We start from the raw sequence: 24,198 nt of genomic DNA on the forward strand, positions 1-24,198 counted from the left end.
CCCGGCCACCGCACGCCGATATGCCACCCTTGGCCCATGCCCGAAGGAGATACCGTCCTGCAGGTGGCGAAGCGGCTGCACAGCGCCCTCGCGGGCACGGTGCTGACCCGCAGCGACCTCCGGGTGCCCCGGTTCGCCACGGCCGACCTCACCGGCCGCACCGTCCTGGACGTCACACCGCGCGGCAAGCACCTCCTCACCCGCGTCGAGGGCGGTCTGACCCTGCACTCGCACCTGCGGATGGACGGCTCCTGGCGGGTCTACGCGAGCGGACGGAGCTGGAGCGGCGGCCCCGCCCACCAGATCCGCGCGATCCTGGGCAACGCCGACCGCACCGCCGTCGGCTACCGCCTGCCCGTCCTCGAACTCCTGCGCACCACGGACGAGGACCGCGTGGTCGGCCACCTCGGCCCCGACCTCCTCGGCCCGGACTGGGACTCCGTCCTGGCACTGGCCAACCTGCTCCGCGACCCGGCCCGCCCGCTCGGCGAGTCCCTCCTCGATCAGCGCAACCTCGCCGGTATCGGCAACGTGTACAAGAGCGAGCTCTGCTTCCTGCTCGGCGTCACGCCCTGGCTCCCCCTCGGCGACCTGCCCGCCGAACGCGCCGCGCAGTTGCCCGAACTCGCCAGGAAGCTGCTGGAGCACAACCGCGACCGCCCTGTCCGCAGCACCACCGGCCGCCGCGACCAGAACCTGTTCGTCTACGGCCGCGCGGCCCGCCCCTGCCTGCGCTGTCGCGCCCTGATCCGCCGGGCCGACCAGGGCGACGGCTCCCGCGACCGCCCCACCTACTGGTGCCCCGCCTGCCAGCAGGGCCCCGCCCCCGGCTCCTGAACCGGCAACCCGCCTCGTCAGGTTCTCTCGTACGGTCCCGCACGGCACCCGCGCCGTACAACCTCACCGTCCACACCCCCTCCGTCCCCGGTGCCACCGGCGGCATCGGCCGCGACGCAGCGGCCTTCACCACGGGCCGGGCTCTCCGCCCGAACGAAGGTGTGGCGATGTCCTGGTGACGCCTTGGGGCGAAGTGCCCCCCGACGAGGGGGCGGGCGGCGAGCCGTCTCCGGCCGCGATGCCCGCGGCCGAGCTGTCGTCTCCCGCTCCCGCTCTCCGGGTCCGGACCCGCCGCCACCGCCCGTCAGCAAGGGCTCCTTGTGCCCGGCCCTTCGGCATGCAGTGCACCGGAAGCAGACTCAGTCCCCAGCCACCGGCCGCGAGCGCCGCCGCCGGCACTCCGGCGTCGGGCACGAGCACCAGCCTCGTCACGGCCCACCACCACAGGGCCCCGAGCCCCAGCACAGCACCTCGAGCACCCCAGCGAACCGCCCGCGCCCTCATGGCCTCCACCTCCAGCCGGACGCTATGAGGCGGCTCACCCGGGCGGCCAGGGCGCACCGACGGCACACGGACGCATCACGCCCCTCGTCGGCCGCCGCACCGGCGCTCCCACGCGTCCCCGGGACTCCGCGCGTTCCGCGGGCCTCGCGTGCTGCGCGCCCGCCCGGCCCGGCCCGCTGCCGCTCGGGGCAGCGGGCCGGGGCCACGTCACCCGTTCTCGGCCTGGAACATCCAGTGCTGCTTCTCGAGATCCGCCGTCACCGCGATGAGGACGTCCTGGCTCACCGGGTCCGCCTCGCCGGTCGCACCGACCCGTTCGCGCATCCGCGCGATCACCGCGCCCAGCGCCTCCACCAGGGCGCCCACCGCGGCCGTGTCGTCGACCCAGCCCTCGGGTGTCACCCCGATGCCGCTGCCGACGGCCACCGTAGCGGCGCGCCCGTCGGGTGAGACGCCCAGTGCCGCGGCGCGCTCCGCCACGGTGTCGGCGTGCGTCCGCGCGAGAGTGACCACCTCGTCGAGCTGCAGGTGTACGGAACGGAAACGCTGCCCTACCACGTTCCAGTGGATCTGCTTCGCCACCAGGCTGAGGTCCACCAGATCGACAAGGGCTCCCTGGAGAGCCTCGGACACGGTCTTCAGGTCCCCGTCGGACAATGGGCTCTTCACGACGTACATCCGCACCTCCGTTGCTGATCCCCCGCATGGTCCCTCGTTCCCTCAACCATGGCGGTCACGCCTCGGACCGGCAAACGCACGCACGGGCGGGAACCGGAGAAGGCTCGGCCACCGGACGCGGGCAAGCGAAAACCCCGGCGACGCCCCTCCGGAACTCCCGGAAGAGCCCCGACCGGGGCCTGTCACACCACACCGCGTTAAGCGGCGACGACGTCCACCGCTTCGGCGGGTGCCTTGATGGTCACCCGCTCCGGTGGCACACCGGCCACCGAGACGGAACCCAGCATCGGGCGAACCGGCGCGGGTACGGGTTCGCTGGGGGTCGCTGCAGCCGACCGGGCCAGCTCGGCGAGGGCGAGTTCGTCACTCACTTCCCGCATGAGCTCGGACATCCGTACGTCCAGCGCGTCGCAGATCGCGGAGAGCAGCTCGGAGGAAGCCTCCTTCTGCCCCCGCTCCACCTCGGAGAGATAGCCGAGTGAGACTCGGGCGGACGAGGAGACTTCGCGCAGAGTACGGCCCTGGCGCTGGCGCTGCCGACGCAGCACGTCACCCAGCAGGCGACGGAGCAGAATCATCGGTGGCTCCCTCCTCGGGCCGTGTATCGGGATCCTTCTCGCCCCACCGTACCGCCTTGCGCCGCGGCCGTGCGGGGAGCGATGTCGTGTTCACTCTGGGCTGTAAACATCAAAACCCCCCGTTCCGTTCCGTATCCTGTGCCCGCTCATTTCCGGTCTGTTCGCCCGCAAGCTCCTCAAGAAGCAGTGCGAGTACGCTCCGTACACTCTCCATACGAATTTCCGCCCGGTCACCGTTCAACCGCAGGCACTCCACTTTTCCGCCACCGGCAGAACCCGAAGCCGGCCCCGACGGCCCGTTCACGGCCACGTAGACGGTTCCGACGGGCTGTCCGTCCTGGGAATCCGGGCCGGCGACGCCCGTGGTAGCGATTCCCCAGTCGGCACCCAGTGCCCTGCGGACACCGGCCGCCATCTCCGCCGCCACCTGCGGATCCACCGCTCCGCTCCGCGCCAGCAGGGTGGCGTCGACGCCGAGCAGTTCCCGCTTGAGCTCGGTGGCATAGGCTGTGACCGAGCCCCGGAAGGCCTTGGACGCCCCGGGGACAGAGGTGATCTCCGCCGCCACCAGGCCGCCGGTCAGGGATTCCGCGACAGCGAGCGTCATGCCCTTCACCATGAGTATTCGCACCACTTCGGTGGCCGGAGAACTCACGCCCTCGTCTCCTCCAACGCGGCCTTCCGCTCCGCGATTCCCTGCCGGCGCAGCACAATGGCCTGTCTCACATAGTCAAGACCGGTCACGACCGTGAGCACGACGGCCGCGGCCATCACCCAGAACCGCAGAGTCGCCAGCCATCCCGTCAGCGCGAGTACGTACATGCCGACGGCCACACCCTGGGTGAGGGTCTTCAGCTTGCCGCCACGGCTTGCCGGAATCACGCCGTAACGAATGACCAGAAGGCGCAGGAGCGTGATGCCGAGTTCCCGGCCGAGGATGACTCCGGTGACCCACCAGGGGAGATCGCCCAGCACGGAGAGACAGATCAGCGCCGCTCCCATGATCGCCTTGTCTGCGATGGGATCGGCGATCTTCCCGAAGTCGGTCACGAGGTTGTAGGTACGCGCCAGATGACCGTCGAACAGGTCGGTGATCATGGCGACGGCGAAGGCGGCCCAGGCGAACGAGCGCCAGGCGGGGTCGTACCCCCCGTCGGCCAGCATCAGGACGACGAAGCCCGGGACGAGCCCCAGCCGGAACATGGTGAGCAGGTTGGCGATGTTCCAGACACTGGCCTGGCTGACGGCCGCCGCCGTGATCTTCCTGCCCCGCGCCGGGTGACCGTCGCCGTCACGCCCGACGCCGTCGTGCCCCTCACCGCCCGGAACGTCGTGGGAACCACTGTTCGACGTGCTGCCCGTGACCGGGACACCGCCCGGGACACCGCCCGGGACACTGTCCGCGGTACTGCCGGTCGCGCTCGCGGAGGCCGGGGTACGGGCCCAGGAGGCCTCACCGCCAGGAGTCCCGCCGGGCCTCGGACGGCCGGCCGGACTCGCCGCCGCCCTCCTCGCACCGGGGGAGCCTCCCGCCGCCGATGCCGGGACACCCGTCATCTGCCCGCCTCCTCGCTCAGCGCGGGCGAACCCTGGAACAGCGGCTCGGCCACCAGGTCGACACCTTCCGTGCCGACGACCTCCGCCTCGACCATACGACCCGGACGCAGGCCCGTGCCGCTCGTGAGCAGCACCTGGCCGTCGGTCTCGGGCGCCTGGTGCGCCGCGCGGCCGTACACACCCTCTCCCTCGTCGACGGACTCCACCAGCACGCGCACGGTCTCGCCGATCCGCTCCTCGGCGCGCTGCGAGACGAGCTCCTCGGCCAGCCGGGAGACCCGGGCCAGCCGCTCGTCGACGACATCCTCGTCCAGCTTGTGCTCGTACGTCGCCGCTTCGGTCCCCTCCTCGTCGGAGTAGCCGAAGACGCCGACGGCGTCCAGCCGCGCGTGGGTCAGGAACCGCTCGAGCTCGGCGAGGTCGGCCGCGGACTCGCCGGGGAAGCCGACGATGAAGTTGGAGCGCACGCCGGCCTCGGGCGCCTTGCTCCGGATGGTGTCGAGGAGCTCCAGGAAGCGGTCGGTGTCGCCGAAGCGGCGCATCGCGCGCAGCACGTCGGGCGCGGAGTGCTGGAAGGACAGGTCGAAGTACGGGGCGACCCCGGGGGTGGAGGTCAGCACGTCGATCAGGCCGGGACGCATCTCGGCGGGCTGGAGGTAGCTGACGCGGACCCGCTCGATGCCGTCGACCTCGGCGAGTTCGGGCAGCAGGGACTCCAGGAGGCGGATGTCGCCGAGATCCTTGCCGTAGGAGGTGTTGTTCTCGGAGACCAGCATGACCTCCTTCACGCCCTGCTCGGCCAGCCAGCGCGTCTCGCCCAGCACGTCGCCGGGACGGCGCGAGACGAAGGAACCGCGGAAGGAGGGGATGGCGCAGAAGGAGCAGCGCCTGTCACAGCCGGAGGCGAGCTTCACCGAGGCGACCGGGGTGCCCTCCAGCCGGCGTCGCAGGGGCGCGCGGGGGCCGGAGGCCGGGGCGAGGCCTTCGGGCAGGTCCACCGGGCCGTGCCCCGGGAGCGCGACGGACGCGGCGGACGCCTGCCGCTCGGCGGGGCTGATCGGCAGCAGCTTGCGCCGGTCGCGCGGGGTGTGGGAGGCATGGATGCCGCCGTTCAGAATGGTCTGGAGGCGGTCCGAGATGTCGGTGTAGTCGTCGAAGCCGAGCACGCCGTCGGCCTCGGGAAGCGCCTCGGCGAGTTCCTTGCCGTACCGCTCGGCCATGCAGCCCACCGCCACCACGGCCTGCGTTCTCCCGTGGCCCTTGAGGTCGTTGGCCTCCAGGAGAGCGTCGACGGAGTCCTTCTTGGCGGCTTCGACGAAACCGCAGGTGTTCACGACGGCGACGTCCGCGTCCTCGGCGTCCTTCACGAGCTGCCAGCCGTCCGTCTCCAAACGGCCTGCGAGCTCCTCCGAGTCCACCTCGTTACGGGCGCAGCCAAGGGTGACGAGTGCGACGGTGCGGCGATCAGGCATGGACTCAAGACTACTTCGTCCCGCCGGCACCCCACGCCGACGGGGTTGGCCGGTCTTGGCCGGCCCCGTCGACGAAGCGCCCTTTCGGATGCCGTACCGCTATCCGGCCTGCGGGTCGCCCTTGGTGTAGGTCAGACGCTCCACGGCGCCCGGCTGCCAGTCGTCCTCGATCTTCTTGCCGTTGACGAAGAGGTCGATCGCCCCGGCGTCACCGAGCACCAGGTTGATCTTCGTGCTGTCCTCGAAGGTCTTGGAGTCGCCCTGCTTGAGCAGTCCGTCGAAGAGCAGCCGGCCACTGTGGTCCTTGGCGGAGATCCAGCTGCGCCCGTCGGGGGCGCTCACCTTGACGATCACCTTGTCCTGCGGAGCGGCCGCGATGGCGCTGTCGGAGGGTTCCGGCTCGGGGACGGCGGGCTTCCCGGACTTGAGGGTGGAGGATTCGGACGCGCTCGGAGTGGCGGCACCGTCGGCGACGTTCTCCTTGCCGCCGTCGCCGCCGTTGACCATCGTGAATCCGACGAAGCCGATGACGACGACGATCGCGGCGACCATCGCGGCGGTCCAGTTGGGACCGCGCCGCTCGGGCCGGATGCGCTCCGCCTCGAACAGAGGGGCGGCCGGGGTGGGCGCCGGACGGCCGCCGTGTTCGGCGTCGTACTGGGCGATCAGCGGGGCGGGGTCGGTGCGCACGGCCCTGGCCAGGGTTCGGATGTGGCCGCGCGCGTAGACGTCGCCGCCACAGGGCTCGAAGTCGTCCGCCTCGATGGCGTGCACGATGGCGATACGGACCCGGGTGGCGGTGGTGACGGCGTCGACGGTGAGGCCGGCGTCGATGCGTGCCTGCTTCAGCGCACGTCCGACGGAGGGACGGACTTCCTCGGACACGTCGGACACGTCGGACACGTCGTCGGACGGACGCTCGTCTTCAGGGGAGTTGCCGATGGACACGGGGGCGCCTTTCGAGCGTGTAGCCACCTGTGCTGGAGGTTCAGTCTAGGGGGGTGACGGAAGGGTGGGGCAACCGGGCGGTAGGGCTCTGTACGCCATCGGAATGGCCCGACACGCCGATGGCGGCACTGCTTTTCGTCGTTTCCCTCAACTTGACGTGCGACCGAGGGAAACGGTTGCACGCCGATCCCTCACGGATGGGTCACGATCGGCCACCCGGGTGAGCCGGAGCAACGACCGTGTCTCCGCTGCCTACCCTTCAGACTCCCCCCGGATCACGGCGAGCACGCCATCCAGCTCGTCAGTCTTCACAAGAACGTCACGGGCCTTCGAACCCTCACTCGGTCCGACGATGTTCCGGGACTCCATGAGGTCCATGAGCCGGCCCGCCTTCGCGAAGCCCACGCGCAGCTTGCGCTGGAGCATGGACGTCGACCCGAACTGGGTGGAGACGACCAGTTCGGCCGCCTGGCACAGCAGGTCGAGGTCGTCGCCGATGTCCTCGTCGATCTCCTTCTTCTGCTTGGTCCCGACGACGACGTCGTCCCGGAAGACGGGCGTCATCTGGTCCTTGCAGTGCTGGACGACGCCGGCGATCTCCTCCTCGGTCACGAACGCGCCCTGCATACGGGTCGGTTTGTTCGCTCCCATCGGCAGGAAGAGGCCGTCGCCCTTGCCGATCAGCTTCTCGGCGCCGGGCTGGTCGAGGATGACCCGCGAGTCCGCGAGGGACGAGGTGGCGAACGCGAGCCGGGACGGCACGTTCGCCTTGATCAGACCGGTGACGACGTCGACCGAGGGCCGCTGTGTGGCGAGCACCAGGTGGATGCCGGCCGCCCGCGCGAGCTGCGTGATCCGCACGATGGCGTCCTCGACGTCCCGCGGGGCGACCATCATCAGGTCGGCCAGCTCGTCGACGATGACCAACAGGTACGGGTACGGCTGGAGTTCGCGCTCGCTGCCCTCGGGCGGCTTGGCCTTTCCCTCGCGCACCGCGCGGTTGAAGTCGTCGATGTGCCGGTAGCCGTAGGCGGCCAGGTCGTCGTAGCGGAGGTCCATCTCGCGGACGACCCACTGGAGGGCCTCGGCGGCCCGCTTGGGGTTGGTGATGATCGGCGTGATCAGATGCGGGATGCCCTCGTACGCCGTCAGCTCCACGCGCTTGGGGTCGACCAGGATCATCCGGACGTCCTCCGGTGTCGCCCGCATCATGACCGACGTGATCAGGCAGTTGATGCAGGACGACTTGCCGGAGCCGGTGGCACCGGCGACCAGTATGTGCGGCATCTTCGCCAGCGAGTGCATGACGTATCCGCCCTCGACGTCCTTGCCGAAGGCGACCAGCATCGGGTCGTCGTCCTCGGCGGACTCCGCGAGCCGCAGCACGTCTCCGAGGTTGACCATCTCCCGGTCGGTGTTCGGGATCTCGATGCCGACGGCGGACTTGCCGGGAATGGGGCTGATGATGCGTACGTCGGGGCTGGCGACGGCGTACGCGATGTTCTTCGTGAGTGCGGTGATCCGCTCGACCTTCACGGCCGGGCCCAGTTCCACCTCGTAGCGGGTGACCGTGGGCCCGCGCGTGAAGCCGGTGACACGGGCGTCGACCTTGAACTCGGTGAAGACGGTGGTGAGCGAGGCGACGACGGCGTCGTTGGCGGCGCTGCGCGCCTTGCCGGGGCCACCCCGCGTGAGCAGGTCGAGGGCCGGCAGGGAGTAGGTGATGTCACCGGACAGCTGGAGTTGCTCCGCGCGCGGGGGGAGTTCGCGGGGCGCGGACGGGGTCTTGGTGAGGTCCGGGACTCCGGAGTCCGCCTGCTTCCGGTCCGGCCCGGCCGGTCCGCCCTGCTGCGGCGCGTTCTGCCTGACGCCCGGCCTCGGCCTGTCCTGCCGTGAGCTGCCCTGCCGGTCCCGCTCGGGGCGGGCGGCCGGTACCGGCGTCGGGGTGGTCGGCTCGCGGTCTCCCACGCGCACGCCCTGGGTCAGGTCGGCGACGACCGGCGAGGGCGGCATCCCGTGCAGGACGGCGCCGTCGAGCGAGGCGGCGGCCTCGGCGGCCACGTCCACGGCGTCCATCGGCCGGTTCATGTCGGGCTGGGGCACCGCGGACCTGCGCGGCCGACCGCGGCGTCGGGACAGCGCCTCCTGCTCCGCGAGGTCGGGGTCGTGCTCCCGGGGCTCCCGCCGACGGCCCCGGTGGCTCACGGGCAGCGCCTCGCGCCACTGCTCGTCGTAGCGCTCGTCGTCCTCGCCGAACTCCTCCGGCTCGCGGTCGTGCACGAGCCCCAGCCTGGTACCGAGCAGCCTCAGTCGCTGCGGAATGGCGTTGACCGGAGTGGCCGTGACGACCAGCAGACCGAAAACGGTGAGCAGTACCAGCAGGGGCACGGCGAGCACATCGGTCATGGTGTACGACAGCGGCGTGGCCGCGCCCCAGCCGATGAGTCCTCCGGCGTCCCTTATGGCTTGCATGCCGTCGCTGCGGGCGGGCGAGCCGCAGGCGATGTGGATCTGGCCGAGCACACCGATCAGGAGCGCCGACAGGCCGATCACGATGCGGCCGTTGGCCTCCGGCTTCTCCGGGTGCCGGATGAAGCGCATCGCGACGACCGCGACCAGGATCGGCACCAGCAGGTCGAGCCGGCCGAACGCGCCGGTGACCAGGATCTCCACGAGGTCGCCGACGGGCCCCTCGAGATCGGCCCAGGTGCCCGCGGCGACGATGAGTCCGATGCCGAGCAGGAGCAGCGCGAGGCCGTCTTTGCGGTGGGCGGGATCGAGGTTCCTGGCGCCTTGTCCCATGCCCCGGAAAACCGCCCCGACTGCGTGCGCCAGGCCCAGCCACAGGGCGCGCACGAGCCGGTAGACGCCGCCGGTCGGGCTGGGAGCCGGTTTGGGCGCGGGCTTCCTCACCGCGGGCTTCCTGGCAGGAGCCTTCTTCGGGGGCGGCTTCTTCGCCGGAGCCTTCGCGGAAGCAGCCGCCTTCTTCGCGGGTGGCTTCTTGGCTGCGGAGGGACGTGAGGCCATGGGGGTGAGGTTACCGGTGGAGACGCCAGTGGACACGCGTGCCGACCGCTTCACCCGTTCGTGTCGCTTCCACGGAGGCGCCGAACTGACGCGGGAAGGGCCTGTCCGGCGGGCCGGGTCGGAGGCGACCGACGCGACCGACGGTATCTGTCCGGTCGGGGGGAACGAGGGCTGGTGCGTTCACCTGCAGGGCGGAGGAGGAAGTCGACGCGATGGGTCCCCTCCCACGTATGAGGGCCCTTCCTGCTCGAGCAGAGCCGGGAGCGGGGAGCCGGGGAAAAGCCGAGAGGGGGCGGGTGACGACAACGACGCTGGGGGCACCCCTGCTCGAAGAGCTTGAGAGGGCCTTGCCGGCCCTCTCGTCTTTGGCGCGATCACCGGACAGGCCCCACGGCCCGGGGGCCGTCCCGGATGAGCCGCAAGGCCCGTACGCCGTCGGTCAGTTCTGCGACGGCATCGGCGACGCACTGCCCGTGCCCGGTTCCAGCGCGTCCAGTGCCCGCCGCAACCCCGTGAGCTTGCGCTCCAGATGGGCCGCCGTGGCCACCGCGGCCGCATCGGTCGATTCGTCGTTGAGCTGCTTGGACAGGGCCTCGGCCTGTTCCTCGACGGCCGCGAGCCGCGCGGAGAGTTCGGCGAGCAGGCCGGCGGACTCCTTCTGCTCCCCGGCGTCCTTCTCGTCGCCCTCCAACTGGAGCCGCAGCAACGCCGCCTGCTCCCTCAGCTGGCAGTTCTTCATGTACAGCTCGACGAAGACCGAGACCTTCGCGCGCAGCACCCACGGGTCGAACGGCTTGGAGATGTAGTCGACCGCACCCGCCGCGTACCCGCGGAACGTGTGGTGTGGGCCGTGGTTGATCGCGGTGAGGAAGATGATCGGGATGTCCCGCGTCCGCTCCCGCCGCTTGATGTGCGCCGCGGTCTCGAAACCGTCCATCCCCGGCATCTGGACGTCCAGCAGGATGACCGCGAAGTCGTCCGTGAGCAGTGCCTTGAGTGCTTCTTCCCCGGACGATGCCCGTACCAGCGTCTGATCGAGCGCCGAGAGGATCGCCTCCAGCGCCAGCAGATTCTCCGGCCGGTCATCGACCAGGAGGATCTTGGCCTTCTGTACCATGGCCCGCCCTCCTCGCCCCGGCTTGGGGCCTCCCCTGTCCGCAGGTCCTGGGGGGACACCGGCGGGTGCCGACCCAGGGGACGGCTCCCTTGCGCCGCCCGTCCTTGTGCCGGTCATCGTAGCCGCACCCCGCCCGTCGACACACCCTGTCACCGCGATGTCACCGCGCACCTAGCAGAAACGCGGAGCGAGACCAGAAGGTTCCCCGCATCCCGTACTTCTACACGACTTCGCACACACCGTGTCAGCAACTCCACATGAACGGCGAAGCCCCCCTCCACCATCGCACGCCCCGGGCCACCGCCTTCACGCACCCCTCCCACGGGGCGCCACGGTCACACGCCTCCCATCCACTGCCGCATCACCGACAGCAGGTGATCGGGGTCGACCGGCTTCGTCACGTAGTCGGAGGCTCCCGACTCGATCGCCTTCTCCCGGTCGCCCTTCATCGCCTTCGCGGTGAGTGCGATGATCGGAAGTCCCGCGAACTGCGGCATCCGGCGGATCGCCGCCGTCGTCGCGTATCCGTCCATCTCGGGCATCATGATGTCCATCAGGACGACCGCCACGTCGTCGTGCTGCTCCAGCACCTCGATGCCCTCGCGGCCGTTCTCCGCGTACAGCACGGAGAGCCCGTGCTGTTCGAGGACGCTGGTCAGCGCGAACACATTGCGGATGTCGTCGTCGACGATGAGCACCTTCTGCCCGCCGAACCGGATACCGCGCTGCGGCCGGGGCGCCGAATCCTGCTCCAGCTCCGCGCCCGGCGTCGCCGGCCACTGCTCCGGCTGCTGCCGCGCGGGCCGCTGCTCCAGCTCGGGCAGGGGCCTGCGGCGCCGCCGGAACAGTGCGGCCGGACCGTTCTGGGTCTCCCGGTAGGACGTCACCTCGGCCGGCGCATCCACCCCCGCACCTGAGGAACCAGCCGACGCGGCGGGGCCGCCGCCCTCCAGGGCAGGCATGGACTGCTGGTAGCCGTGCGGCGGCAACTCGCTCGGGTGCAGTGGCAGATACAGCGTGAAGGTCGAGCCGCGGCCCGGCTCGCTCTGCGCGTGGATCTCACCGCCGAGCAGTTGGGCGATCTCCCGGGAGATGGACAGCCCGAGCCCCGTACCCCCGTACTTGCGGCTGGTCGTACCGTCCGCCTGCTTGAACGCCTCGAAGATCACCCGCATCTTGCTGGCGGCGATCCCGATGCCCGTGTCGGACACCGAGAAAGCGATCAGGTCTGCGTCCGGGTCGGTCAGCGAACCGGCCTCCAGCAGTTGCTCTCTGATGGCCTGTGGGACGTCGCCGCGGGCCGGCCGGATGACCAGCTCGACGGACCCGGAGTCGGTGAACTTCACCGCGTTGGACAGCAGGTTGCGCAGCACCTGCAGCAGCCGCTGCTCGTCGGTGTGCAGCGTGGCCTGAAGCTCCGGGGAGACCCGCACCGACAGGTCCAGGCCCTTCTCCGCGGTCAGCGGCCGGAAGGTGGCCTCCACATAGTCCACGAGCTGGACGAGCGCGATGCGCGTCGGGGAGACGTCCATCTTGCCCGCCTCGACCTTCGACAGGTCGAGGATGTCGTTGATCAACTGCAGCAGGTCGGAGCCGGCGCCGTGGATGGTCTCGGCGAACTCGACCTGCTTGGGGGAGAGATTCCCGTCGGCGTTGTCGGCGAGGAGCTTGGCCAGGATCAGCAGCGAGTTGAGCGGGGTGCGCAGCTCGTGCGACATGTTGGCCAGGAACTCGCTCTTGTAGCGCATGGAGACCGCGAGTTGCTCGGCGCGCTCCTCAAGGACCTGCCGCGCCTCCTCGATCTCGGTGTTCTTCACCTCGATGTCGCGGTTCTGCTGGGCCAGCAGCTCGGCCTTTTCCTCCAGTTCGGCGTTGGAGGCCTGGAGTGCCTTCTGTCGCTGCTCCAACTCGGCCGAACGTTCCTGGAGTTGCTCGGTCAGCTCCTGTGACTGTGCCAGCAGCAACTCCGTCTTGGTGTTCACCGAGATGGTGTTGACGCTCGTCGCGATCATCTCGGCGATCTGGTTGAGGAAGTCCTTCTGGATGTGCGTGAACGGAGTGAACGAGGCCAGCTCGATGACGCCCAGCACGGTCCCCTCGAACAGCACCGGAAGCACGATCACCTGTGCGGGCGGCGCCTCCCCGAGACCCGAGGAGATCTTCAGGTAGCCGCTGGGCGCGTTCTCCACCAGGATCGTGCGCTTCTCCATGGCGGCCGTCCCGATGAGCCCCTCTCCGGGCCGGAACGACGTCGGCATCGAGCCCAGCGAGTAGCCGTACGAACCGAGCATGCGCAGCTCGTACTGGTCGTCGTCGGCAACATTCGCGTCCTCCCCGTCGGCCAGGGGCATCGAGAGGAAGAACGCCCCGTGCTGTGCGGAGACCACGGGCGTCAGCTCACTCATGATCAGCGAGGCCACGTCCTCCAGGTCCCGGCGACCCTGCATCAGCGCGGAGATACGGGCCAGATTGCCCTTCAGCCAGTCCTGCTCCTTGTTGGCGATCGTGGTGTCGCGCAGGTTGGCGATCATCTTGTTGACGTAGTCCTGCAGTTCCTGGATCTCTCCGGACGCGTCCACGTCGATCTTCAGGTTGAGATCACCGCGTGCCACCGCGGTCGCCACGCGCGCGATGGCACGCACCTGCCGGGTCAGGTTCCCTGCCATCTCGTTCACGGACTCGGTCAGGTCCCGCCAGGTGCCGTCGACGTCACGCACGCGGGCCTGCCCGCCGAGCCGGCCCTCCGTGCCCACCTCACGGGCCACACGCGTGACCTCCTCGGCGAACGACGACAACTGGTCGACCATCGTGTTGATGGTGGTCTTCAGCTCGAGGATCTCCCCGCGCGCGTCGATGTCGATCTTCTTCGTCAGGTCGCCCTTGGCGATGGCCGTCGTCACCATGGCGATGTTGCGCACCTGACCGGTCAGGTTGGACGCCATCCGGTTCACGGACTCGGTGAGGTCCTTCCACGTGCCGGCCACGCCCGGTACGTGCGCCTGACCGCCGAGGATGCCGTCCGTACCCACCTCGCGGGCCACCTTGGTGACCTGCTCGGCGAACGAACTCAGTGTCTTCACCATGATGTTGATGGTGTCGGCGAGCTGCGCCAACTCGCCCCGCGCCTCGATGGTGACCTGCCGGGTGAGGTCACCACTGGCGACCGCGGCGGACACCTGGGAGATGTTCCGCACCTGCGTGGTCAGGTTCTTGGCCATCAGGTTGACGTTGTCGCTCAGGTCCTTCCAGATGCCCGTGACCCCGGGCACGTGCGCCTGGCCGCCGAGGATGCCCTCGGTCCCCACCTCGCGGGCCACCCGGGTCACCTGCTCGGCGAACGACGACAGCTGGTCCACCATCGTGTTGACAGTGGTGACGAGTTCGAGGATCTCGCCCTTGGCGTCGACGGTGATCTTCTTCGACAGGTCCCCCTTCGCGACCGCGGTGGTGACCTCGGCGATGTTGCGCACCTGGAGGGTCAGGTTGTTCGCCATGCCGTTCACCGACTGGGTGAGGTCCTTCCAGGTGCCGGAGACACCCTGCACCTCGGCCTGGCCGCCGAGGATGCCCTCCGTCCCCACCTCGCGGGCCACCCGGGTGACCTCCTCGGCGAACGACGACAGCTGGTCCACCATCGTGTTCAGCGTGTTCTTCAGCTCGAGGATCTCCCCGCGCGCGTCCACGGTGATCTTCTGCGACAGGTCGCCCCGGGCCACCGCCGTCGCCACCTGAGCGATGTTGCGCACCTGCGCGGTGAGGTTGCCGGCCATGCCGTTGACCGAGTCGGTGAGGTCGCGCCACACACCGGCGACGCCGGGCACCTGCGCCTGGCCCCCGAGCCGGCCCTCCGTACCCACCTCACGGGCCACGCGCGTGACCTGGTCGGCGAACGACGACAGCTGGTCCACCATCGTGTTGATCGTGTTCTTCAGCTCGAGGATCTCCCCGCGCGCGTCCACGTCGATCTTCTGCGACAGGTCGCCCCGGGCCACCGCCGTCGTCACCTGGGCGATGTTCCTCACCTGACCGGTCAGGTTGGACGCCATCGAGTTGACGGAGTCGGTGAGCTCCTTCCAGGTGCCCGACACGCCGTCCACCCGGGCCTGACCGCCCAGCCGTCCCTCCGTGCCCACGTCCCGGGCCATGCGCGTGACCTGGTCGGCGAACGACGACAGCTGGTCCACCATCGTGTTGACGGTGTTCTTCAGCTGGAGCATCTCGCCGGACACGTCGACGGTGACCTTCTGCGACAGGTCGCCGTTGGCCACCGCCGTCGTCACCTGGGCGATGTTCCTCACCTGACCGGTGAGGTTGCGGAACGCGGTGTTGACGGAGTCGGTGAGGTCCTTCCACGTACCGGCGGCACCCGGCACCTGCGCCTGGCCGCCCAGCTCACCCTCGACCCCGATCTCGCGCGCTACGCGGGTGACCTCGGCGCCGAAGGAGGACAGCTGGTCGACCATCGTGTTGACGGTGTTCTTCAGCTCCAGCATCTCGCCGGCCACGTCCACGGTGACCTTCTGCGACAGGTCGCCGTTGGCCACCGCCGTCGTCACCGCGGCGATGTCCCGCACCTGCGTCGTCAGGTTCCGGAACACCGTGTTGACGGAGTCCGTCAGGTCCTTCCACGTACCGGCGGCGCCCGGCACGTTCGCCTGACCGCCCAGCTGCCCCTCTGCCCCGACCTCGTTGGCGACCCGGGTGACCTCGTCCGCGAAGATCTTCAGCGTCTCGGTCATCTGGTTGATCGTCTCGGCGAGCTGCGCGACCTCGCCACGCGCCGGAACGGTCACCTTCCGTGACAGATCGCCGTTGGCGACCGCGGTCGTCACCTCCGCGATCCCGCGCACCTGGGCCGTCAGGTTCCCGGCCATGGTGTTGACGGAGTCGGTGAGCTCCTTCCACACGCCGTCCACACCGGACACCTGCGCCTGCCCGCCCAGCGCGCCCTCGGTGCCCACCTCGCGTGCGACGCGGGTCACTTCGGAGGAGAACGCCGAGAGCTGGTCCACCATCGTGTTGACGGTGTTCTTCAGCTCCAGCATCTCGCCTTCGACATGCACGGTGACCTTGCGGGACAGATCACCCCGGGCGACCGCCGTCGTCACCAGCGCGATGTCGCGCACCTGCGCCGTCAGCCGTTCCGCCATGGTGTTGACCGAGTCCGTGAGGTCCTTCCACGAACCGGACATGCCCCGTACCCTCGCCTGACCGCCCAGTTTGCCCTCGGTACCGACCTCGCTGGCCACCCGCGTGACCTCGTCGGTAAAGGTCGACAGCTGGTCCACCAGATTGTTGACGGTACGCCCGACCTTCAGGAACTCGCCGCGCAGCGGCTGTCCCTGCCCGTCGCCCCCGCCCAGCTGTGCCCGCAGCTCCATCCGCGGCGACAGATCACCGTCGGCCACCGCCGACAGCACCCGGCTGACCTCGGAGACGGGCCGTACCAGATCGTCCACCAGCGCGTTCGCATTGTCGATCGCGGTGGACCAGGAGCCCTCGCAGGCCCCCGTCTCCAGGCGCTCGGTGAGTTTCCCCTCGCGCCCCACCATGCGCCGCACCCGCGCCAGCTCGCCCGTCAGATGGAGATTGCGGTCGGCCACCTCGTTGAAGACCGCCGCGATCTCCGCCATCACGCCGTCGCCGGAGACCGTGAGCCGTTTGCGGAAGTTGCCGTCCCGCATAGCCACCAGAGCGACCATGAGGCGGTCCAGGGCCGCGGTGTCCACCGCGGTGGTCCCGCCCCGGGACCTGCCCTGCCTACTAGGGGACTGTCCGCCTTTCGCGCGCGTGTTCGTGCCCCGCGTCGCTGCGCCAGACTCCACTGTGTCCCTCCCGCAGGGGTCGACCGTTACTGCTGTGCTCGGGTACCACCGCACGGGCGTACCTGTGACTGCTGACTGCTTGTGCCTGCTCTGCTTACTCGCGCATATGCATGTACTACTGCGATACCTGCCCTGCCTACCTGGGCGCTACCCGGGCCGCTGTCTGTCCGGCCGGAGGACACCCGCCCGTCCGGACCTTCGCGACAGCCTGCCTCCCAGTGTTTCACCCCCACCGAACCAGGCCATAACAGTTCGGCAGCTTCGCACACCGTCCGCACAGCCACCGGCCGCCGGACACCTCCCGACGGATACACGGCAGACCGGCATCCGCTCGGACCGCGAAGGTAAGTAACCTTGCATCCGGCTGTCCAGCCACACCGGTCCGTCCGGTCTGGGCGGTGGCACGGAGACGAGCGGGCATCGGAGGGCGGCCGCACACATGACCACCGGACTGATCCCGGGGGAACAGCCCCCGGACCCTCGGCCGACGAGCGGCCTGCCGCACCAGCGGCACGAGCCGGTCGGCCATGGGACCATGCCCGTCGAGAACCGGTCGAGGAGTTCTGTGATCACCGCGCGTGCGGCCGCCAGCTTCCAGCCTGTCGGGCGCTCGGTCGCGAGTGCCCGCTCCTTCGTCCGCGACACCCTCCAGGGGTGGGGGTTCGCCGACATCATCGACGACGCCGTGGTCCTCACCAGTGAGCTCGTGACCAACGCCGTGATCCACACCAGCACCTGGGCCGACCTGCTGTGTCTGCGCTGCGACAACGGTGTGCGGATCGAGGTTACCGACCGGTATCCGGAGCGTGAGGTACCGCTCCAGATGCCGGCCGCCGACATGGGCGGCCCCGACCGCGAGGGCGGACGAGGCCTCCAGCTCTGCGCGGCCCTGGCCGGCCGGTGGGGCGTCGAGTACGCCCCCGCCCACAAGACCGTCTGGTTCCAACTCGACGTCCCCGACCGCCCGGTGGGCGCCCGCTCGGCCGGACCGGCGCTGCCGTCCGAACTCCTCCCGATCGCCGATGCCCGGGTCCGCGTCGCCGTTGTGCAGATCGACCGAATCGGCGCGATCTCCTCCTGGAACGAGGACGCGGAGGAACTCTTCGGACATACGGCCGACCAGGTCGTCGGCAAGCCCCTCACCGACCTCGCGGCCTGGCCGCACACCCCCGGCACCGGCACCGGCATCGCGGAGGCGCTCCAGCTCTCCCGCTGGGAAGGCAGCTACGGCATAAGGGACACCACCGGCCGGGTGATCCCCGTCTACGCCTCGCACCTGCGCGTCCGCGACACGGACGGCGATCCGTCGACCGTGTGCCTTCTCGTCAGGGACCACGAACGGGCGGTCCTGCAGACCCCGTTGCGCGTCCCCTCCGACTCGGGCGCCTCCTCCGAGAGCCAGAGCACCGACCCCTTCGAGGTGTTCATCGGCTCCCCCGCGCCTGACGACCTCGACGGCCTCCTCCAGCGCACGGTGGAACGCGCTCGCGATATGCTTGACGGCGACTCCGCCTTCCTGCTGCTTGCCACCGACGACGAGACGGAACTCGAGGTACGTGCCTCCACCGGCCTGCCCTCGGCCCGTCAGCGCTTCGCCCGCGTTCCGGTGGAAGCCGGCTCCGGCCGTTACGGCTCCGCCCGTATGCCGGCCGTCCACGACGACCTCGCCGCCCTGCCCGGCGCGGTCCCGCTCCTCAACGGCACCGGCATGCGCTCGGTCGTCACCGTCCCGCTCAAGGTCGAGGGCCGTCTCACGGGCTCCCTGGGCGTCGCCGCGGAGGGAGCGGGCCGGTACTCCAACGAGGAGGCGCTGCGGCTCCAGTTCGCCGCCGACCGCATCGCCCTGGCCGTCGAGTCGGCCCGCCTGGGAGAACTCGAACGACTGCGCAGAGGTTCGCTGAGTTTCCTCGTCGAGGCGTCCGACCTGCTGGCCGGCACCCTGGACCGCGACCAGACCCTGGCCCTCATGGCCCAGATGACCGTTCCCACCCTGGCCACCTGGTGTGCCGTCTACACGATCGCCGACCAGGCCTCCGAGCCGTACCTCTCCTACGTGCTGCACGAGGACGAGGAGCTCATCGACGGCATCAAGTCCCTGCTCTCGAAGATCGCCCCGCCCGACCCGGTCCCCACTCCCGGCGCCCGCGTCTGGTCGGCACCCGGCGAGGTGGCCCATCAGGCGGCCCTGCGCACGTCCATGCGCAGTCTGGGGCTGAGCGGCAGCCCGGACACCCGGGTCACTCCCGGCATCGGCCCCACCCTCACCACTGCCTCCGCGGTCGGCGGCGAGACGGTGGTCCTCCCGCTGGTCGCCCGTAACCGCGTCATCGGCATGCTGACGCTCGGCAAGCCGACTGACGAACACTTCCGCCAGGAGGACCTCGAACTCGCCGAGGACCTCTCCCGCAGGGCCGCCCTCGCCCTGGACAACGCCCGCCTCTACTCCGAGCGCACGGCGATCAGCCAGTCCCTCCAGCGCAGTCTCCTACCCCCCGAGCTGCCGACGATCGAGGGCGTCGAGGTGGAGGTCATCTACCGCGCCGCCGGCGAGGGCAACGAGGTCGGCGGCGACTTCTACGACCTCTTCCCGATCAGCGACGGCGCCTACGGCTTCGCCATCGGCGACGTCTGCGGTACAGGACCGAACGCCGCGGCCGTCACCGGTCTCGCCCGGCACGCGCTCCGGCTGCTCGCCCGTGAGGGCCTCAGTGGCCCTGCGGTCCTCGATCGCCTGAACTCCGCCATCCTCGACGAGGGCGCCCGCAGCCGCTTCCTCACCCTGCTCTACGGCGAACTGCGCCCGCAGGAAGACGGCAGCGCGGAGTTGAAGGTGGTGTGCGCCGGCCACCCGCTGCCGCTGCGCCTGCGCCAGGACGGCACCGTCGAACCGGCCGCCGACCCTCAGCCCCTCCTGGGCGTCCTGGAAGACCTGGAACTGTACGAACAGACGGTCACGCTCGATCCGGGCGACGTCCTGCTGTGCGTCACCGACGGTGTCACCGAGCGCCGTGAAGGCCCGCGCATGCTGGGCGACGACGGACTCGCCGACGTTCTGACGACCTGTACGGGCCTGACAGCCGGCGCGGTCGCCGCCCGCATCATGCGCGCGGTGGAACGCTTCGCCTCCGACGCCCCTTCGGACGACATGGCGATCCTCACCATGCGTGTCCCGGAGCTCCACAAGAACTGAACCGGGTCGGATCAGGGCATGAGAAAGGCCCCGCCCGGAAGGGCGGGGCCTTTCTGCCGGAGCCCCCAAACGGAATCGAACCGTTGACCTTCTCCTTACCATGGAGACGCTCTACCGACTGAGCTATAGGGGCCTGTCGCTTTCCGCGGTTTCCCGCCCGGCAACGGAATAGATCATACCCCGAGCAGACTCGTGCTCCCAACCACCGGCCCGCGACCGAGGTTCAGACAGCCGGCTGCAGCAGTCCGCCCAGTGCGTTGCACGCCGACGCGACGCGCTGCATGTCCCGCTTGGTCAACGAGGCGTCCACGGGCAGGGCGAGCGTCACGTCGGCGGCCCGTTCCGTCTCGGGCAGAGACACGCACCGCCGGAACTCCGGCAACCGGTGCACCGGCGTCTTCACCGGCACCCTGCACTCGACTCCCCTGGCCCGCACGGCTCGTGCGAAGGCGTCCCGGTCTGGTCGTCCATTGCCGGGGACCCGCACGACGTACTGCTGGTAGGTGTGCCCGTCACCTCCGTCGGGCGTCCGCACACCCCGCAGCTTCGCGTCGAGGTAGGCGGCCCGCTCCCTGCGTCGGGCGACCTCGTCGTACGGAGCTTCGGACTCCCCGTGCTCCAGCACCAGCAGACCGTGCCGTTGTCCGAGCGCGTGCAACCGCGCCATGTCGGCGTGTCTGCCGAAACGATGGACGGCGACAACGGCCGCCGTGCGCGAGGTGATGGCCGTTTCCACAGCGGCCGGCGCGAGGCAGTAGGTCACCGGATCTATCTCGGCGAACACCGGCAACGCACCTGCGAAAATGACGGCTTCGGCAACTTCCACGTTCCCGAAGGCGGACACGATCACCTCGTCACCGACTCCGACACCGGCGGCCCTGAGCAGTGCAGCAGTACCCATGAGATGGATGTTCGTTGCGCAACGTGAACTTCAAGTGACGCAGAACAAAAAAGGGTTGGACCCCGAACCGAAGTTCGGGGTCCAACCCTGTCAAAGATTGTTCGGCGGCGTCCTACTCTCCCACAGGGTCCCCCCTGCAGTACCATCGGCGCGGTAGGGCTTAGCTTCCGGGTTCGGAATGTAACCGGGCGTTTCCCCTACGCTATGACCACCGAAACACTATGAAACAGACAACCGCACCGCCCACCACCGCATACCGGTGACGACGGGGTCGTTCGTGGTTTCAGAACCAACACAGTGGACGCGAGCAACTGAGGACAAGCCCTCGGCCTATTAGTACCGGTCAACTCCACACGTTGCCGTGCTTCCATATCCGGCCTATCAACCCAGTCGTCTACTGGGAGCCTTACCCTCTCCAGGAGGTGGGAGTCCTCATCTCGAAGCAGGCTTCCCGCTTAGATGCTTTCAGCGGTTATCCCTCCCGAACGTAGCCAACCAGCCATGCCCTTGGCAGGACAACTGGCACACCAGAGGTTCGTCCGTCCCGGTCCTCTCGTACTAGGGACAGCCCTTCTCAAGACTCCTACGCGCACAGCGGATAGGGACCGAACTGTCTCACGACGTTCTAAACCCAGCTCGCGTACCGCTTTAATGGGCGAACAGCCCAACCCTTGGGACCGACTCCAGCCCCAGGATGCGACGAGCCGACATCGAGGTGCCAAACCATCCCGTCGATATGGACTCTTGGGGAAGATCAGCCTGTTATCCCCGGGGTACCTTTTATCCGTTGAGCGACGGCGCTTCCACAAGCCACCGCCGGATCACTAGTCCCGACTTTCGTCCCTGCTCGACCCGTCGGTCTCACAGTCAAGCTCCCTTGTGCACTTACACTCAACACCTGATTACCAACCAGGCTGAGGGAACCTTTGGGCGCCTCCGTTACTCTTTAGGAGGCAACCGCCCCAGTTAAACTACCCATCAGACACTGTCCCTGATCCGGATCACGGACCCAGGTTAGACATCCAGCACGACCAGACTGGTATTTCAACGACGACTCCACCACCACTGGCGTGACAGCTTCACAGTCTCCCAGCTATCCTACACAAGCCGAACCGAACACCAATATCAAACTGTAGTAAAGGTCCCGGGGTCTTTCCGTCCTGCTGCGCGAAACGAGCATCTTTACTCGTAGTGCAATTTCACCGGGCCTATGGTTGAGACAGTCGAGAAGTCGTTACGCCATTCGTGCAGGTCGGAACTTACCCGACAAGGAATTTCGCTACCTTAGGATGGTTATAGTTACCACCGCCGTTTACTGGCGCTTAAGTTCTCAGCTTCGCCACCCCGAAGAATGACTAACCGGTCCCCTTAACGTTCCAGCACCGGGCAGGCGTCAGTCCGTATACATCGCCTTACGGCTTCGCACGGACCTGTGTTTTTAGTAAACAGTCGCTTCTCGCTGGTCTCTGCGGCCACACCCAGCTCAGAGGGAAAACCCCATCACCGGACATGGCCCCCCTTCTCCCGAAGTTACGGGGGCATTTTGCCGAGTTCCTTAACCATAGTTCACCCGAACGCCTCGGTATTCTCTACCTGACCACCTGAGTCGGTTTAGGGTACGGGCCGCCATAAAACTCGCTAGAGGCTTTTCTCGACAGCATAGGATCATCCACTTCACCACAATCGGCTCGGCATCAGGTCTCAGCCCCGTGTGCGACGGATTTACCTACCGCACGGCCTACACCCTTACCCCGGGACAACCACCGCCCGGGCTGGACTACCTTCCTGCGTCACCCCATCACTCACCTACTGACCGCTTGGACCGGCGGCTCCACCACTTTCCCTTCCCCGAAGGGTCCGGAACGGCTTCACGGCCTTAGCATCACGATGCTCGATGTTTGACGCTTCACAGCGGGTACCGGAATATCAACCGGTTATCCATCGACTACGCCTGTCGGCCTCGCCTTAGGTCCCGACTTACCCTGGGCAGATCAGCTTGACCCAGGAACCCTTAGTCAATCGGCGCACACGTTTCTCACGTGTGTATCGCTACTCATGCCTGCATTCTCACTCGTGAACCGTCCACAACTCGCTTCCGCGGCTGCTTCACCCGGCACACGACGCTCCCCTACCCATCACGATCCCCGTTGGGGGCACATATCGCAATGACACGACTTCGGCGGTACGCTTGAGCCCCGCTACATTGTCGGCGCGGAATCACTAGACCAGTGAGCTATTACGCACTCTTTCAAGGATGGCTGCTTCTAAGCCAACCTCCTGGTTGTCTGTGCGACTCCACATCCTTTCCCACTTAGCGTACGCTTGGGGGCCTTAGTCGATGCTCTGGGCTGTTTCCCTCTCGACCATGGAGCTTATCCCCCACAGTCTCACTGCCGCGCTCTCACTTACCGGCATTCGGAGTTTGGCTAAGGTCAGTAACCCGGTAGGGCCCATCGCCTATCCAGTGCTCTACCTCCGGCAAGAAACACACGACGCTGCACCTAAATGCATTTCGGGGAGAACCAGCTATCACGGAGTTTGATTGGCCTTTCACCCCTAACCACAGGTCATCCCCCAGGTTTTCAACCCTGGTGGGTTCGGTCCTCCACGAAGTCTTACCTCCGCTTCAACCTGCCCATGGCTAGATCACTCCGCTTCGGGTCTTGAGCATGCTACTGAAACGCCCTGTTCGGACTCGCTTTCGCTACGGCTTCCCCACCCGGGTTAACCTCGCAACACACCGCAAACTCGCAGGCTCATTCTTCAAAAGGCACGCAGTCACGACGTCGAGTGCACGCACTCGACGCGACGCTCCCACGGCTTGTAGGCACACGGTTTCAGGTACTATTTCACTCCGCTCCCGCGGTACTTTTCACCATTCCCTCACGGTACTATCCGCTATCGGTCACCAGGGAATATTTAGGCTTAGCGGGTGGTCCCGCCAGATTCACACGGGATTTCTCGGGCCCCGTGCTACTTGGGTGTCTCTCCAACGAGCCGCTGACGTTTCGACTACGGGGTCTTACCCTCTACGCCGGACCTTTCGCATGTCCTTCGCCTACATCAACGGTTTCTGACTCGCCCTGTTGCCGGCAGACAACAGAAGAGAGATCCCACAACCCCGCATGCGCAACCCCTGCCGGGTCTCACACACATACGGTTTAGCCTCATCCGGTTTCGCTCGCCACTACTCCCGGAATCACGGTTGTTTTCTCTTCCTGCGGGTACTGAGATGTTTCACTTCCCCGCGTTCCCTCCACATACCCTATGTGTTCAGGTATGGGTGACAGCCCATGACGACTGCCGGGTTTCCCCATTCGGACACCCCCGGATCAAAGCCTGGTTGACGACTCCCCGGGGCCTATCGTGGCCTCCCACGTCCTTCATCGGTTCCTGGTGCCAAGGCATCCACCGTGCGCCCTTAAAAACTTGGCCACAGATGCTCGCGTCCACTGTGCAGTTCTCAAACAACGACCAACCACCCACCACCCCCGGCAACAACCGGAGTTCACTGGGGCCGGCATCCAGAGGGATCATTCCCTCAGACACCCAACAGCGTGCCCG

General features: G+C 68.1%; 12 protein-coding genes, 1 tRNA gene and 2 rRNA genes. 2 read left to right on the forward strand and 13 right to left on the reverse strand.

The window, feature by feature from the left end; translation table 11 throughout:
* The first annotated feature begins 36 nt into the window (after positions 1 to 36).
* Positions 37 to 837, forward strand: coding sequence for an Fpg/Nei family DNA glycosylase (locus HUV60_RS07990; RefSeq protein WP_257848068.1), 801 nt, complete (start codon positions 37 to 39; stop codon positions 835 to 837).
* 711 nt (positions 838 to 1,548) lie between these two features.
* On the opposite strand, the gene HUV60_RS08000 is transcribed toward HUV60_RS07990, so the two are convergent.
* The 9 genes from HUV60_RS08000 to HUV60_RS08040 form a co-directional block, all read right to left on the reverse strand.
* Positions 1,549 to 2,019, reverse strand: coding sequence for a Dps family protein (locus HUV60_RS08000; protein WP_257848066.1), 471 nt, complete (start codon positions 2,017 to 2,019; stop codon positions 1,549 to 1,551).
* A gap of 197 nt (positions 2,020 to 2,216) precedes the next feature.
* Positions 2,217 to 2,597, reverse strand: coding sequence for a helix-turn-helix domain-containing protein (locus tag HUV60_RS08005; protein ID WP_065001703.1), 381 nt, complete (start codon positions 2,595 to 2,597; stop codon positions 2,217 to 2,219).
* Positions 2,598 to 2,706: 109 nt separating this feature from the next.
* Entirely contained in the window at positions 2,707 to 3,252 is a 546-nt protein-coding gene (locus HUV60_RS08010) for a CinA family protein (protein WP_257848065.1), read from the reverse strand.
* Positions 3,249 to 4,154, reverse strand: coding sequence for a CDP-diacylglycerol--glycerol-3-phosphate 3-phosphatidyltransferase (gene pgsA, locus HUV60_RS08015; RefSeq protein ID WP_257848064.1), 906 nt, complete (start codon positions 4,152 to 4,154; stop codon positions 3,249 to 3,251). The genes HUV60_RS08010 and pgsA overlap by 4 nt, the downstream gene beginning before the upstream one ends.
* Positions 4,151 to 5,626, reverse strand: a complete 1,476-nt coding sequence (gene rimO / locus HUV60_RS08020; protein ID WP_257848063.1) for a 30S ribosomal protein S12 methylthiotransferase RimO — start codon at positions 5,624 to 5,626, stop codon at positions 4,151 to 4,153. The genes pgsA and rimO overlap by 4 nt, the downstream gene beginning before the upstream one ends.
* Positions 5,627 to 5,725: 99 nt before the next feature.
* Positions 5,726 to 6,574 (reverse strand): helix-turn-helix domain-containing protein, encoded by an 849-nt coding sequence (locus tag HUV60_RS08025; protein WP_257848062.1) that lies wholly within the window; start codon positions 6,572 to 6,574, stop codon positions 5,726 to 5,728.
* Between the two features lie 252 nt (positions 6,575 to 6,826).
* A complete protein-coding gene (locus HUV60_RS08030) occupies positions 6,827 to 9,601 on the reverse strand; it encodes a DNA translocase FtsK (protein ID WP_257848061.1) in 2,775 nt (924 codons plus the stop codon).
* A gap of 439 nt (positions 9,602 to 10,040) precedes the next feature.
* Complete coding sequence (locus tag HUV60_RS08035) at positions 10,041 to 10,718, reverse strand: response regulator (protein ID WP_062192794.1); 678 nt, start codon at positions 10,716 to 10,718, stop codon at positions 10,041 to 10,043.
* A gap of 335 nt (positions 10,719 to 11,053) precedes the next feature.
* Positions 11,054 to 16,543: a HAMP domain-containing protein gene (locus HUV60_RS08040; protein ID WP_257848060.1), complete on the reverse strand. Its 5,490-nt coding sequence runs from the start codon at positions 16,541 to 16,543 to the stop codon at positions 11,054 to 11,056.
* 439 nt (positions 16,544 to 16,982) lie between these two features.
* Between HUV60_RS08040 and HUV60_RS08045 the strand changes: the two genes are divergently transcribed.
* A complete protein-coding gene (locus HUV60_RS08045) occupies positions 16,983 to 19,733 on the forward strand; it encodes a SpoIIE family protein phosphatase (RefSeq protein ID WP_257848059.1) in 2,751 nt (916 codons plus the stop codon).
* A gap of 60 nt (positions 19,734 to 19,793) precedes the next feature.
* Here HUV60_RS08045 and HUV60_RS08050 read toward each other — a convergent pair.
* The 4 genes from HUV60_RS08050 to HUV60_RS08065 all read right to left on the reverse strand — a co-directional run bounded on the left by HUV60_RS08050 (position 19,794) and on the right by HUV60_RS08065 (position 24,069).
* Positions 19,794 to 19,866: transfer RNA gene (locus tag HUV60_RS08050), tRNA-Thr, on the reverse strand.
* Positions 19,867 to 19,956: 90 nt separating this feature from the next.
* The gene (locus HUV60_RS08055) at positions 19,957 to 20,619 is read right to left on the reverse strand and encodes a DegT/DnrJ/EryC1/StrS family aminotransferase (RefSeq protein WP_257850128.1); all 663 of its coding nucleotides are present in this window, start codon (positions 20,617 to 20,619) and stop codon (positions 19,957 to 19,959) included.
* A gap of 114 nt (positions 20,620 to 20,733) precedes the next feature.
* Positions 20,734 to 20,850: ribosomal RNA gene (gene rrf / locus HUV60_RS08060) — 5S ribosomal RNA — on the reverse strand.
* 97 nt (positions 20,851 to 20,947) lie between these two features.
* Positions 20,948 to 24,069, reverse strand: a 23S ribosomal RNA gene (locus tag HUV60_RS08065).
* Positions 24,070 to 24,198: the final 129 nt, after the last annotated feature.

The organism is Streptomyces sp. KMM 9044 (genome assembly GCF_024701375.2).
Taxonomy (GTDB): Bacteria; Actinomycetota; Actinomycetes; order Streptomycetales; family Streptomycetaceae; genus Streptomyces.